The sequence below is a fragment of the Cronbergia sp. UHCC 0137 genome (assembly GCF_034932285.1).
In the GTDB taxonomy this organism is placed as follows: domain Bacteria; phylum Cyanobacteriota; class Cyanobacteriia; order Cyanobacteriales; family Nostocaceae; genus Cronbergia.
On the sequence record NZ_JAYGHC010000010.1, the window covers coordinates 1 to 14,554 of the forward strand.

The 14,554-nt window shown below is 39.5% G+C and carries 9 protein-coding genes; 2 read left to right on the plus strand and 7 right to left on the minus strand.

Annotated elements, in window-relative coordinates; genetic code table 11:
- The first annotated feature begins 35 nt into the window (after positions 1–35).
- A complete protein-coding gene (locus VB711_RS06725) occupies positions 36–914 on the plus strand; it encodes a Uma2 family endonuclease (protein ID WP_323285042.1) in 879 nt (292 codons plus the stop codon).
- 36 nt (positions 915–950) lie between these two features.
- Here VB711_RS06725 and VB711_RS06730 read toward each other — a convergent pair whose 3' ends face one another.
- Entirely contained in the window at positions 951–2,426 is a 1,476-nt protein-coding gene (locus VB711_RS06730) for a protein adenylyltransferase SelO (protein WP_323285043.1), read from the minus strand.
- A gap of 118 nt (positions 2,427–2,544) precedes the next feature.
- Here VB711_RS06730 and VB711_RS06735 point away from each other — a divergent pair, with 118 nt between their 5' ends.
- Positions 2,545–3,183: an SMI1/KNR4 family protein gene (locus VB711_RS06735; RefSeq protein WP_323285044.1), complete on the plus strand. Its 639-nt coding sequence runs from the start codon at positions 2,545–2,547 to the stop codon at positions 3,181–3,183.
- Positions 3,184–3,208: 25 nt separating this feature from the next.
- Here the strand turns inward: VB711_RS06735 and VB711_RS06740 are convergent, their stop codons facing one another.
- From VB711_RS06740 to VB711_RS06765, 6 genes are all read right to left on the minus strand, one after another.
- Positions 3,209–7,858 (minus strand): polyketide synthase, encoded by a 4,650-nt coding sequence (locus tag VB711_RS06740; RefSeq protein WP_323285046.1) that lies wholly within the window; start codon positions 7,856–7,858, stop codon positions 3,209–3,211.
- Between the two features lie 89 nt (positions 7,859–7,947).
- Complete coding sequence (locus VB711_RS06745; RefSeq protein WP_323285047.1) at positions 7,948–8,526, minus strand: siderophore biosynthesis protein; 579 nt, start codon at positions 8,524–8,526, stop codon at positions 7,948–7,950.
- Positions 8,520–8,969, minus strand: a complete 450-nt coding sequence (locus VB711_RS06750) for a hypothetical protein (RefSeq protein WP_323285048.1) — start codon at positions 8,967–8,969, stop codon at positions 8,520–8,522. The genes VB711_RS06745 and VB711_RS06750 overlap by 7 nt, the downstream gene beginning before the upstream one ends.
- A gap of 101 nt (positions 8,970–9,070) precedes the next feature.
- A complete protein-coding gene (locus tag VB711_RS06755) occupies positions 9,071–10,528 on the minus strand; it encodes an aspartate aminotransferase family protein (protein ID WP_323285049.1) in 1,458 nt (485 codons plus the stop codon).
- Between the two features lie 45 nt (positions 10,529–10,573).
- Positions 10,574–11,434 carry a class I SAM-dependent methyltransferase gene (locus VB711_RS06760; RefSeq protein ID WP_323285050.1) on the minus strand — a complete coding sequence of 287 codons (861 nt, stop codon included), beginning with the start codon at positions 11,432–11,434 and terminating at the stop codon, positions 10,574–10,576.
- Positions 11,431–14,553, minus strand: coding sequence for a thioester reductase domain-containing protein (locus VB711_RS06765; RefSeq protein ID WP_323285051.1), 3,123 nt, complete (start codon positions 14,551–14,553; stop codon positions 11,431–11,433). Before VB711_RS06765 ends, VB711_RS06760 begins: the two co-directional genes overlap by 4 nt.
- Position 14,554: the final 1 nt, after the last annotated feature.

Genomic DNA, 14,554 nt, shown 5'->3' on the forward strand with positions numbered 1-14,554 from the left:
TTAGACTAGGGAAAAATTAAGGTGATGAAGTTGCTATGGTATTAACAAAACCAATCATTGCACCACCAACTACATCTGAATACGATCAAATCACACTCCCCGACCATACACAACTACCAGATTCAGATGGGACTTTTGTGAAAAATTTTCAGGAGCTACCCCAAAGTATAATTCTGACAACTTCTATAGAACCAGTTTTACAAAAAATACATCCCGACGGACGTTATTGTATTGGACAAGATAGCGGCATTTATTGGCGAATTACAGAACCACCAACAAAAGGAGCAGAAGCACCAGATTGGTTTTATGTACCCAATGTAGAACCCCTGCTATCTGGAGAATATCGCCGTTCTTATGTAATGTGGAAAGAAATTGTCGCCCCATTAATTGCCATAGAATTTGTTTCTGGTGATGGTTCAGAAGAAAGAGATACAACATCATTACATGATATTGATGAAAAAACTGGAGAACCAAAGAAAGCAGGAAAATTCTGGGTATATGAACAAGCAATTCGTATTCCTTTTTATGCAATTTATGAAGTTAAAAAAGCCTCAGTTGAAGTTTATCATTTGGTAGATGGGAAGTACGAAAAATTGCCAGCAAATGAGAGGGGGCATTATCCAATTCCGCCAATGGGGGTAGAGTTAGGCATCCAACAAGATACGGAAGTACCCTGGTTACGTTGGTGGAGTGCCGATGGTGAGATGTTGTTGACTGGTAATGAACGGGCTGATCTGGAACGTGTGGCTAAAGAACAAGCTGAGGCGATCGCTCTTCAGGAACGTGTGGCTAAAGAACAAGCAGAGGCGATCGCTCTCCAAGAACGACAACGGGCAGATCAAGAACATCAACAAAAGGAAAAACTCGCAGCATACCTGAGAAAATTAGGTATTAATTTTGAAGACATCCCATAGATACCGTTGCACGGGTAAGGATTTCTAGATCGAAATTTATTTTTGGGAAATATCATCCCCCCCTGCTTGCAATTTTTGTACTAAATCATTAAAAGGTTGCCAATTATCTGCTTGAGCTATGGATTCCCAAACCGACTCAATCACAGGTCTTAATAACGCTGTTTCAGGATTATATTTAGCCAAAGTTGCGGCAATTTGACCAATTTGATCAGGATCAAAATTATTGAGGATTTTGTGATAGAGTAAACACCAATTATCAAAAATTGCAGATCCACCTAAAGCCGGGACAATATCTGAAGTATTCATCACCAAAGCCGGATCATCTCGCCATTTGATCGAAAACGTGCGAGCCATTTCTGCAAAGAATTGATGATAACCAATTTGACTATCATGGAGGAAGGCGATCGCTAACTCCAAAAGTTCATCAGCTTCCGCAAATCCAGAATCTTCAAATCCCAACTTTTTCAACATTAAATCCCGATATTCAGCTTGATAATACTCCCCAAATCGGCTTAATCCAACTTCCATATCAGTAGAATCAATTACTGCCTTTAACGGTTCTTGCAGCATTTGTAAATTCAAATGACAAATGCTTGGTTGCTGTCCGTAACAATACCGTCTATAATAATCGAAGTATGCAGCAGTAAAATAAGGATCGTAACTTGGAATAAAAGCATAAGGCCCATAATCAAAGCTTTCACCCGTAATTGACATATTATCAGTATTCAGGACTGCATGACAAAAACCAGCCGCCATCCACTGCGCTACCAATTCTGCTACTCTCTTGACTAATTCTCCGTAAAATAGAGGATATCTATCTTTTTCACCACGTAAGTGTGGATAATATTGTTCAATTACGTGATCTAACAACTTTTTAGTTAAATCAGGACGCTGTAAATAATGTAATCGTTCAAAGGTGCCAAAGCGGATGTGAGATCTACTCATCCTGATCATCACAGATGAGCGTGTAGGCGAAGGTTCATCACCCCGCCAAAGAGACAAACCTGTTTCCACCATACTCAAACACCGGGAAGTTCTCACACCTAAACGCTGTAATGCTTCTGCTGCAAGCACTTCTCGCACGCCGCCTTTGAGTGTGAGCATACCGTCACCACCACGGGAATAAGGGGTTCTACCAGAACCTTTCGTCCCAAAATCGTATAATTCGCCATCAGTGGCGCGTACCTGTCCATAGAGAAAACCCCTACCATCACCCAACTGTGAGTTATATTCACCAAATTGATAACCGTGATAACGCAGAGCCAAAAAAGGTTTGCGACCCTCAAATTTACCAAAAGCTGTGATAAAATCTTCGTTTTTAACAACTTGAGGATCTAGTCCTAAACGGGGTAGCAGTGCGTCATTACGCCAACGCAAAATATGTTGGGGAAACTCTTCGGCTGCAACTTCGTCAAAGTAGTCACTTCCTAGAGATTCCAACGCACTTTCGTAGTTGAGGTTCAGAAAAGGATTGTTAGAATTTGTGTAATTGGAAATTTTAGCCTGAGTCATTACAAGCAAAGCTTAATTTATTTTATCTTAATACTATATCTGGCATTAGCCAAAGGATAGACAAAAAAGTGGTTTTTATTGATTAATAGTCTGGGTAGCGGTAATTTTGGAGCAAATAATGAATAAACTTTTACAATTAAAACAGAAGTTAAAGCAATTAGCAATTTTAGATGCTACTTTTGAAGTTTTTGGTTCAGAGTCCCATGAGTATCAACTTAACTCCTGTTTAAAGGATGTAGATATTCAAGCCTTTGAAACTCAATATCAGATCACCTTACCTAATGAATATCGCTGCTTTTTATTAGAAGTTGGTAATGGTGGTGCTGGACCTGGATACGGACTATACAAAATTTTAGAACCAATTTGCAAAAATGAAATGGTTGCTACACCATCTCAAAAAAAATATGATATAATTTCTCAGACTTTTTCTCTAACCCAAGCATGGAATAATTTAGATTTACCTAAAGATGCTTATTTAGATGATAAGTTTATTCAAGGTGCTTTTGTTATTGCTAATTATGGTTGTGGGATTTATGCGTTGTTGGTAATTACTGGCGAGCAAAAGGGGAAAATTTGGATAGATGACCGGACTAATGATAGTGGGATATATCCTGCTTCTAAAAATTTCTGTCATTATTTCCATGACCTAGAACCGGATGATTTCATGTCAGATGATGATGATGGAGAGCCATTAAGTTTTTATGATTGGTATGAAGATTGGCTCAATCGTAGTTTAGAGCAAGTTAGTCAAGTTTAGAGGGGATTGTTTTATTTTTTTTCTCCTATGAAAAATCTGGGTCTAGCAATTGCTGTACTTGGGTGGGGGTCATTTTTTCAATTTGGTCTATTAATGCTGCCAACCCTGCTGTATCATCAGTAACAGATGATTGATTTTCGATGATAATTTTGGCTATTCCGGCAATGGTAGGTGATTCAAATAAGAATTGTCTCATGGGTAATTCCACTTGAAATTCTTCCCTAAGTTGGGAAACTGCTTGAATGGCTAATAGGGAATGTCCACCCAATTCAAAGAAGTTATCATGAATCCCTATAGGTGAAATTCCCAATAAATTTTCCATTACTTGGGTAACTCTGACTTCAATTTCATTGCTAGGAGGAATGTAAGTAGCTGTAATTTGAGGACGGACATAATTAGCTGTGGATTGTTCTGGTAACTGGGATTGTTGACGAGATGCTAAATCTACGGGGGAAACGGTGATTTGTGGGGCGATAGGTTGGGCTAAAATACGTTGTGTGACTTGCCAAACTTCTGGGGGAGTCATGGACAAATCTACCAAGGCTGCACCTGTGGGAGTGGTAATTTCTGCTAAACTGACGGCATCCCAGTTAATACTAATCCAAGGAGTGTGACTGTTTTGATTGCGTTGATGAGATATAGCATCCATAAAGCAGTTCGCCCCAGCGTAAGCCGCAAAGCCGATACCACCGACGACAGCCGAGAGGGATGATTGTAATAGAAAGAAGTCTAGGTGTTGATTTTGGAGTGCTGTTTCTAATGCCAATAGACCGTGAATTTTGGTATGGAATTGTTTTTCACACTGTGGTATGGTAAGATTACGAATAAGACAACTAGCGCGATCGCCCATGGCACCTGCATGAATCACACCGTTGATTGTACCAAATTGGGTTAAAGAATGAGCGATCGCCTCCTCAACTTGTTTCATGTCTGCTAAGTCAACAGTGGTAAATAAAAATTCACATCCTTGAGCTTGTAAACCTTGCAGTTGTTGTATACAATAACTTACAGCGTCTTGACGACCGTGGGTAGCCAGCCAATTATCCCATTCTGTTGGTTGTGGTAAATCTGCGCGTCCCAGAAACACTAATTTTGCATTGACTGTGGTTGAGAGGAACTTGGCATAAATTAACCCTAAACCTTCCACCAAATCCCCAGCAATTACATACACACCTCCTGTAATTAGAGGTAGTTGGGTTGGTTCGGGGAGAGAAATTGGTTGAAATTCTTGTATCCAGCGAGTTTTCCCCCGATAAGCAACGGCTTTTTCTAAGGGATTGGTGATGATTTCCCTAACTATTTGCTGGAAGTTAATGTGAGAAATTGCCACATCAATATGTTGACAAGTCAAATTTGGGTATTCTTGGGGAATTACTTTCATTAAACCCAAAATCGTAGCATTATTAAGATTGATAGTTTCATTCCCTAAAACATTTTGTACTTGTTGAGTCAATACATAAATTGATAGGGTTGAGGAAGATAAAGCCTGAGTTAGCCAAAGTAAACTATAAAAACCCAGATTTTGCTGTTGTTGAAAATCTGTAGACTCTTGGAGAGTCCAGGAATGGATAATTACATCAGGTAACTTGTCATCTGTTTGTAATTGCAACCAAAGTGTTTTGTAATCTTCGGGATTTTCAGGTGCAATTCTATAATTATCAACTTCTTTAATAAATCCTGTTCCCGGTTTGACAGTGACTACTTCCTGTCCACTTTGCTGAAGATGGTGTACTAATGTTTCCCCCACATTTCCAGCATGACAAAATACCAAATATCGTTGTTTATTTAGGGGTGCAGGAGAACGCAATAGAGGTTTTTGTCTCCAAGAGGGTAAATAAAACCAATTTGAGATTTCTTCCTGCTTCTGGAGCGTTTTAGAAGGATTAGAAGTAGTTTTTGGTAAGGTATCCCGTTCTACCCAATAGCGTTGACGTTCAAAGGGGTAAGTTGGGAGGGGTAATCTTCGGCGTTGCTGTTGGGTGTAAAATTCTAACCAGTTGATAGTCACACCCCGCAGCCAAAGTTGTCCCAAGGTTTTGCAAATCAAAGCTACATCAGATTGACTGTCTTGGGGATGTTTTCCAGATGATAGAGTTAGGGGTGCGTCGGGAAACTGTCTGATAATGGTACTTAAAGTTTGACCAAAACCAACCTCTACAAAAATCTGATTGGGTGTTTGTTGGAGTTGGGTAATTCCTTCAGCAAACAGCACTGGTTGACGTAAATGGGTAGCCCAGTAATTGGGGTTCGTGGCTTGTTCTGGAGTGATCCAAGTTCCCGTAACGTTGGAAATAAAGGGAATTTGTGGCGGCTGGAGGGTAATTTTTTGTAATATTTGCGTTAAGGGAGCGATCGCATCTACCATCAAAGGTGAATGGAAAGCATGGGAAGTGTGTAACCGCCGATGAGCAATATTTTGATGTATTAGAACTTCTTCTAATAAAGTAATTGCGGCTTCTGTTCCCGACACGACACATAACTGGGGTGCATTATGGACAGCAATAACTAAATCATCTGTCAAAAATTGTTGCAATTTTTCAGGCGCGAGGGAAACCGAAAGCATCACTCCCGATGGACATTGTTGCATGAGTTCTGCACGCTGCGCCACTATTGCCAAAGCATCAGCCAAAGTGAAAACACCCGCCAAAGTTGCAGCCACATATTCCCCTATACTATGACCAATCATTGCCTGTGGCTGAATACCATAAGATAACCAGAGTTTAGCCAAGGCATATTCTACAACAAATAGAGCAGGTTGGGCGTAAGTGGTTTGGGTTAGTAATTCGTAATTCGTAATTCGTAATTCGTAATTGGGGATTGGGGGACTGGGTAAATTTTCGTTGTCCTGTTTAAATAGGATGGAACGTAAATCTAAGCCTAAATGTGATTGTAATATTTCGCTGCAATGGTCAATTTCTTTACGAAAAACTGGTTCGGTGTTGTAGAGTTCTTGTCCCATATTCACATATTGGCTACCCTGTCCAGGAAACATAAATACTAGACTGAGTTCGCTGTTTTCTGGGGAATAACTCAACAATTGGGAAGCATCAATTCCTGAGAGTATTTCAATTGCTTGCGCTGGGGTTTGACAAACTAAGCAGCGACGATGGCTAAATCCTCTTCTACCAATTTGTAGAGTATAAGCCACATCTGCAATATTTACATCTGGGGAATTTTGGAAGTATTCAGCGAGATTTTTGGTTGCTGTTTCTAAAGCAGATGGGGTTTTTGCTGATAATGTCAGTAAATGCCAAGGACGAGAAGTATTTTGAGATAATGGGGTTGGTGCTTCTTCTAATATTACATGAGCATTAGTTCCACCCATACCAAAGGAACTAACTCCAGCCCTTCTAGGGTGTTGATGATTTATCCAAGGTGTCAACTGAGTATTAACAAAAAATGGACTGTTAGCAAAATCAATTTGAGGATTTGCTGTAGTAAAATTTAAACTTGGGGGAATTTGTTTATGTTTAATAGCTAGGGCAGTTTTAATTAAACCACTAATACCCGCAGCCGCATCTAAATGACCAATATTAGTTTTCACTGAACCAATAGCACAGAATTGTTTTTGATTAGTATGTGGTGAAAATGCCTTAGTCAAAGCCGCAATTTCAATAGGATCACCTAAAGCTGTTCCAGTTCCGTGAGTTTCAATATATTGAATCGTCTCTGGATTTATTTTTGCTTTTGCTAAAGCAGTAGTTATAGCTTTTGATTGTCCTGTGACACTCGGTGCAGTCAAACCTACCTTTTGTGAACCATCATTATTAATTGCAGTCCCTTTAATAATAGCATAAATATGGTCGCCTTCTTGAATAGCATCGCGCAGTCTTTTCAAAACAACAATTCCCACACCATTACCGAATACTGTACCTTTAGCGTTAACATCAAAAGCCCGACAATAACCATCTGGTGAAAGTACACCATCTTCTTGATAAAGATAACCAGTTTTTTCACCAGAACCGATAGAAACACCACCAGCTAATGCCATATCGCATTCTTTATTTAATAAACTTTGACAGGCAATATGTACACTTACTAAAGAAGTAGAACAACCAGTTTGAATACCACAACTCGCTCCTGTCAAATTCAATTTATAGGATACGCGAGTAGGCATTAAACCCATAACATTGCTGATGACGACTTGCACAGTATCAGCAGAATCTCGATAATGAGAATTACTAGATAAATTCACCAAATAACTATTAAGTGCAGCCCCACCATAGACAGCAATATTACCCGAATACTGCTCCGAATCATAGCCGGCATTTTCTAAAGCTTCCCAAGCACATTCTAAAAACAACCGATGCTGAGGATCAAGAATTTCCGCTTCTCTAGGAGAATAACCAAAAAACGCAGCATCAAATTCATCAATTCCCGATAAACTTGCATAAGCCCGGACATAATTCGGTTTTTTTAAATCTTCTAACTTTACCCCATTTTCCAATAACTCCTCATCACTTAAAAACTCAATTGAACTAATACCATTCTTCAAATTATGCCAAAACTCATCAACATTTCCAGCGCCAGGAAAACGTCCAGCCATACCAACAATAGCAACTTGCTCAGACTTCTCTAACTCAACCGCTTCCAACTTAATTCGAGCCTCTTTAAGTGCCGCCAAAATACGTTGGGATGCTGGATAATTGGTAATATCATCAACAGAATAATTCATAATTTCCTTACCCTTAAAATAAACAAACTTATAAATCTCACTCTGCGCCTCCCTTCGGGTTCACCAGTCGCCTGCGGAGGGAAACCCTTCTACAGCGCTGGTTCACTGCGTCTCTGCGTGAGACATTCCTCCAAACTTTCAGGATTAATAAACTGACAGCGACTACGAGCAAAAGCATCTAAAATATCAACAGCACAACTACGCTCAAATCGCAAACTACCAGCTTCCTCCCCACCAAATTTTTGACAAACTGCTCGATGAGAAGAAGCAAGATAAAGATAAGCATCAACAAACCCTTGATGTTGATCTTTTAATTCTATTGGTAAATTAGCAAAATGGGGTCTTAACTGCTTCCAAACTTTGATAAGAACTGAATGTTCCCAAGACATTAACCCACTAAAATCATGAGATTTAACATGAGGAGGCATCATCGAAGGACGAATTTCTGCTTCATATAATTCAGGACTCATGCTACCAGCTAATTGCATTGCTGCACCAGAAGCTAACATTAATTGTGTAGCTGTTTCTAACTCTGTTCGCGCTTGTTGTAAGTTGCCGTCTTTTAATTCTAACTCAAAGCGACGCAAACAAATAATTAATCCTTGAATGTTAATAAAAAATGACCAGTGAAAGCCTTGCCAAATTTCCTGGGCTGCAATTTTTAACATGATTCTAAATTAAGTTGAAATACTCGTCCTAAGAGATAGACATAATTTTTGAATCCTTGCCTTTGTAAATTGATTTGGTTGATATCTAAATTTAAATTGCTTTGATTTAGACACAAGAAGTTTTTACAAGCTGATAGCAAGCCTTTGACTAGACATATTTCTGGTTCATTGGTTTGGACGTGCTGTAGATGGAAGTAAGTATCAAAGTCTTCTATCTCCCAGTATTTTAACGTTGTTTGTGTAGAGCTTGTTTCTAAAGGAAATACATCATATATTTCTAATTCACCAATCGCATCTTCAATGATATTGATACCTTGTTGAGGATCAATTTCGGCTAATGCTATTAATAGTTCTGTCAGCAGTTTTTTGAGTTTAAGATGGTTTGTTTTGCTCAATTCCTGTTTGACAGGTAATTCCCAAGGAGTTAAGAGTTCTAGTACCATGAGTTTTTTACGTTTTGCAGTATGTTTCTGCTTTTGAAGATCAAAATACTTTTTTACGAACCACAGAGGCACAGAGGACACAGAGAGAAGAATTTATTTTTTTAATTATTCATCAATTCCTCTTTTTGTAATTCGTTAATACTGTCGAGAAAAGCTTTTTTGATCAGATTAATATCTTCGTCGGTGTGCGCTGTGGAAAGAAATCCGCCTTTATCTCCTTGGCGCAGATGTATTCCTTTTTTTATGAGATGATAGGAGAGTAAATTCATCGCCATTGGTTGAATTGCGCTTTGGGAGGCTGCGATAGCAAAAAATGAACCAAAGCTAGTAAACTTAATTGGTATGCCCTGTTGTCTCATCTGAGCGTTTAAATCACTGACGAGTTGGGTAGTCCGTTGATTTAACTCTTCGTGTAATGCAATACCTTCTGTCTTCAGGTGTTGTAAGGTGGCGCGGGCGGCGGCGAGGGCGAGAGGATGTTTACAAAATGTCCCAGCAAAAAAGGTTGTGGGAACTTGGGGCGCGGAATCATCACCAAATTGCCATTGTCCACCGTCTATGTAGTTCATGTAACTAGCTTTGCCAGCAATTACGGAAATTGGCAACCCACCACCAACTATTTTGCTATAGGTAGCAATGTCAGCTTTTACACCGAAATGGGCTTGCGCTCCTCCGGGGTGAATGCGAAAACCTGTCACCATTTCATCGAAAATCAGGGCTATTCCTAGTTCTTGGGTGATTTGTCGTAGTTGTTGCAGAAATTCGCGGGGTTGGAGTTCGGGAAAACGGCTTTGTACAGGTTCGACTAAGACGGCGGCGAGTTCTCGGTGATGTTTGCGAATCAGGTTTAAGGAATGTTCGTTACCGTATTCTAAAATCAGCACGTCTGCAGCCGCACTCTTGGGTATTCCTGGGGCTGCGGGTACGGCTTTGGGGTTGAGGTTGGCTGAGAAAACGGCTTGGGCTAGTCTACCGAGTAAATTACCAGATTTGGCCGCAATGACGCGACGGGCTGCTTTTTTAGCATATTCTGTCATTGTTGCCCGTACAAGTGCAGAGTCAAAGTGTCCGTGATAGGAGTTGGTGAAAATCGCTATTTTTGGGCGTTTTGTGGCGGCGCGGGCGATACGCACGGCTGTCATGACTGCTTCTGTACCTGTGTTGCTGAAGGTGACTCGTTCTGCACCTGTTAATTCGCTGATGAGTTGGGCTACTTCGCCAGCTATTGTATTTTGGACACCAATGTGCATTCCCTGTTGTAGTTGTTCGATAATGGCTGTTTGAATGAATGGGGGGTTATGTCCAAATAGGTTGATTCCTAGTCCCATGAGGATGTCTATGTATTCGTTTCCATCAATATCCCATAGTCGAGAACCTTTGGATTTTTCTATAACAATGGGGTAGCAGAGTTCTTTGATTTCTGGTGCAAAGTTGAAGCCTATTGAGGTTTTATCTGCTAATATTGGACGATTTTGTTGGGCTAGGTTTTTGGAGGTTTGGGTGCGTTGGTTGTAGTTTTGGATGAAGTTTTTTAGGGGGGTTTTTTGAGTAGTTGTCATAATTTTTTTCTCACGCAAAGGCGCGAAGATGCAAAGGTGGAAAGGTTAGATGTTTACTGGTTTACGACATAGGAAGTAGGCTGAGTGTCTATCATCTATTGTGGGGTTTCCTTCTAGGGTGAGGATGTGAATGTCGGTGAAGCCGGTTTGTTGTAATGCGGTTTTTATTTCTTCGGGGATATGTCCTCTGATATAATATTTTTCATCCATTTTTTGCCAGTTTCTTTCTTGGTTTTGAAATGCAGTTAAGAGTTTTATTCTGAGTTTGTATAAAAGTCTGTGGTTTAATATTGGGGAAAATAAATGCCAAATTGTTTTTAGTATTGGTGCGGATGATGGTTTGGTTTTTTGTTGAAACATGGTGATTTGGAAGTAGCCCTTACGTTCATCTGGGTTGTAGGTTGGTGTTAGTGTCCAAGCGTATTTATTTTCGATTTCTCCTTCGACGATTTTACCTCTCCACCAGCGTTGCATTTGTTGATGATGGTTGATGTCAAAGAGAAACCAGCCGTTATTTTTGAGGGCTGAATATACTTTTTCAAAGACTTGTTGAAGTTCGGAAATTGTCATGATGTGGTTGAGGGCTGCGCTTGTGGAAAATGCAGCGTCGAAGGATGGGGTGAGTTCAAAGTGACGCGCGTCTGCTAGGATAAATTTGCCGGTGGGGGCATTTTGACGGGCATAATTTAACATTTCTGTGGAGTTATCTATGCCTGTTATTTGATATCCCTGATTAATTAATATTTGTACTATTTGTCCTGTTCCACAGCATAAGTCTAGGATTTGTGCATTTTGATTTAGTCGGGGTAGGAGGAGTTTTTCTAGGGGTTTTAGTTGCTTTTGGCAATATTCTGGTCCCATTGTTTGGTTATATAGCCAAGCCCAGGTGTCGTATTCTGTATTCATGATTTTTTCACGCAGAGGCGCAGAGAGGAGTTTTGTTGGATTAGGTGGGAGAGGTAGGTTTGTATTAGGTTTTCGTTGATGGTTGGTGGGGTGATGAGTTGATTGAGGATATTTTGGGTTTTTTTGTTGTCAATTTGCAATTTATTATTGGGTTGTGATTCATCGCTGGTTCTCTGTCTAGGTAGTAGGGGAAGTAGGGGATATAAGATATGTTCTGGGGAGTTTTGGGCTATTTCTAAGATTTTGTTTCTCCATTGTTGATAGGAGGTTTTTTCAATTTCAAAGCCGATTTTTTTTAGTTGTTCAAAAACAATCTCTGAGGAGACTGGTTTGGGTTGGATGATATGGAAGATTTGATTGTTGGGGGCTATTTTTGATAGTTCGATAATGGCATTACAGACGTAATCTACTGGTAAGATTTCTAAGGGCATGGCTGTATCTGGTACGCTGCCTAATTGGATGTAGCCTAAAAGCAGTTTGTAGAGGAAATCGTCTTGATTAAATGCTCCTGTTTTACTATCTCCTGAAACTGCTCCTAAGCGGTATATTTTAACTGGTATTCCTCTGTTTATAGCTGCTATGGCTAATTTTTCTGCTGCCCATTTACTTTGGGTATAACCACCAATAGGTAGGGGATAATTATCTAAGTTGGCATCTTCTGTTACCTGTGGGTTACTATTACTATTACTTGCAAAAATACTGATTGAGGAAATTAAATGTACTGATTTTAATTTGCTGTGGCTTGCTAGTCTGAAAATTTCTTGTGTTCCTAACACATTAGCTGGTTTTAATCGGTTATAAGGTTCTGTGTGATTTACTCTCGCTCCATTGTGATAAATTATGTCTATCTGTTTGGCTAGGTTTGCAAATTCTAGTGCAGATAGTCCTAATTTTGGTTTGGCTAGATCTCCGACTATGGGAATAATTCTTTCTGAGTATGAGTTATCCCAAATTTGATATTTTTTTAAGGTTGTAATTATTCTCTGTTTTGCTGTTTCAATATTTTCGGCTCTGATTAAACAATAAATTAAGGCTGTAGTTTTGTTTAGTAGTTCTCGCAATAGAAATGCGCCTACAAATCCTGTTGCACCTGTTAATAATAATGAGGAAGCTAAGGGAGGTAAGGAAGATGGGGGTGGAGGAATAATGGTAGGATCTAGGGTGGTTTCTTGTTCCCAATTTATTTCTACTTTTGTTTTTTCGGCATTTTGTAGAAATTCGATAATTCCGTTTTTGCGTTCTTGTAATTGTGCTTTTAAGTTAGGGGTTAAAATTCCTTTGGGAGTGTTACATCTTAGTTTGGGTATGCTGTCGGTATCTTCTAGCCAAATCCGAATATCTAAACGCTGCAATTCGGAGAGGAAAGTTTGGATGGTATTTTCTGTTGGATTTATCGGTTGTAATTGAGGGGAAATGCTTCCTAAAATTGATGAGGTTTTAGGGTTAGGTGTTAAGAAGATTTCTTCACAACCAAATAAGCGTTTGCTGTGAATTTCTTGACTATGACAATATGCGATTAGTTGGTTAGATTCAATTATTGCTTTCGATTCAGCAGTATAAATAATTGAGGTGATAAAGGTTAACCACGGTTCTTGTCCCATTGCGTAGACGTAAACTTGCTGGGGGTGGAGTTGTTGCACAAGTGCGATCGCTCTGCTACTATCAGAACCATCTAATCTTCTTGTCTGGGCGATTTTTCTCGATACTTGATTAGGTAATAATGCTCCGTAAGCCCATGTATAAGGCGCACCTTGGCATTCCATTCCAATAAACAGGATATCTATATCTCCAAAGATTTGCTGTAGGTGGTTGTACAGTTGAGGTTCAATATTATTAGAATCGGCTGCACATAAAATTGAACGTCCTTTGAGATTAATTAAATAGGCAGCTTTTGCCGCAATATTTAAGTCTCCATGTTCTCCTAAAAATGGTAATCCAGTTATATAACCATCTGTAATATTAATTATTTCTAATTCGTCAATTTCCCGGACATTTTCAAAGCCAATTTGTTGCAACATCAATTTCAATGAAGGGTCAATTAATATGCCTTTATTGCTTTTAGGAACGACCACAGTTTTAATTTTGTGACGTAACTGCAACAGCGTTTCTAACATTACATGATCTTGATGATTATGGGTGAGGAGAACGTAATCAATCACCGCAGGGAGATGTTCATAAGTGTAGCGATTATCTCCAGAATTATGAGGATAACTAATAATTGGATCACAGAGAATACTAATAGATTCGGTTTGAATTAAAACGCACGCATGACCAAAATAGCGAACTCGGACAGCTTCCCCGGTGTAATCTGGTTCTTGGTTGGGGGGTGTGGTGGTGAAAAAGTCTGCAAATAGGGTTTCTTGGTGGGGTTGAATTTTCAGACTGTCTCGAATGTCATTGTAGGGGTGGGGAGTGTGACGCATTTGGAAAAGTTGGTCAAGAGTGCGATCGCTAAAGGGCATTTTTAGATGTATACTCTGATTATCTGGTAAGCGTGGTGTACTCAAAACAAAAGCCCTTTTATCTCCATCACCTAAATATAAATTCACTGATTGATTGCTGGGATTGTAATATGAACTGCGATATAATAGCCCTTCAATAAAGCGAATTGACGGATAACTATTACTGTCCTGTACAAGTTCTACATATCCTTTTAATGCTGCTGGAATTTGAGCATATAAAGGTTCTAATGAATAACCATGACTATGTTTAGCCAAGAGTTTTTCTAAGTCTTCAATTGCTTGCGCTAGTTCTAATAATTGTGCTTGTTGTTTTTGGGTTGTTTCTAGTAATATCTGAATATCCTTAACTCGATTAAAATCATGATTGATAAAAGGTCCGCCAATCATCGCCGGATTTTTTAAAGTATCTTGATGTACTTGTGGTGCAGCCAAAAAAGATTGCATAATTGGTATATGGGAATTAGCAATATACATGGCGGCTGTGGCGGGAGAAATTAGGTATGACCAGGCATACCATTGATTGAAAAGTGGTTCTACAATGACATTGGGTTTGAGATATAGCGGTTGGTTTGCTGAGTGGAAATATGAATTTTGATCACGCAGAGGCGCAGAGTCGCAGAGAGTAAGAGTTGAGAAGGGTTGATTTTTGCATTTCATA

What these genes read in the sequence shown, in the direction of transcription:
- VB711_RS06765 (WP_323285051.1), bottom strand. Translation starts at nt 14,553, where the DNA reads ATGAAATGCAAAAATCAACCCTTCTCAACTCTTACTCTCTGCGACTCT.
- VB711_RS06745 (WP_323285047.1), bottom strand. Translation starts at nt 8,526, where the DNA reads ATGTTAAAAATTGCAGCCCAGGAAATTTGGCAAGGCTTTCACTGGTCA.
- VB711_RS06735 (WP_323285044.1), top strand. Translation starts at nt 2,545, where the DNA reads ATGAATAAACTTTTACAATTAAAACAGAAGTTAAAGCAATTAGCAATT.
- VB711_RS06730 (WP_323285043.1), bottom strand. Translation starts at nt 2,426, where the DNA reads ATGACTCAGGCTAAAATTTCCAATTACACAAATTCTAACAATCCTTTT.
- VB711_RS06750 (WP_323285048.1), bottom strand. Translation starts at nt 8,969, where the DNA reads ATGGTACTAGAACTCTTAACTCCTTGGGAATTACCTGTCAAACAGGAA.
- VB711_RS06740 (WP_323285046.1), bottom strand. Translation starts at nt 7,858, where the DNA reads ATGAATTATTCTGTTGATGATATTACCAATTATCCAGCATCCCAACGT.
- VB711_RS06755 (WP_323285049.1), bottom strand. Translation starts at nt 10,528, where the DNA reads ATGACAACTACTCAAAAAACCCCCCTAAAAAACTTCATCCAAAACTAC.
- VB711_RS06725 (WP_323285042.1), top strand. Translation starts at nt 36, where the DNA reads ATGGTATTAACAAAACCAATCATTGCACCACCAACTACATCTGAATAC.
- VB711_RS06760 (WP_323285050.1), bottom strand. Translation starts at nt 11,434, where the DNA reads ATGAATACAGAATACGACACCTGGGCTTGGCTATATAACCAAACAATG.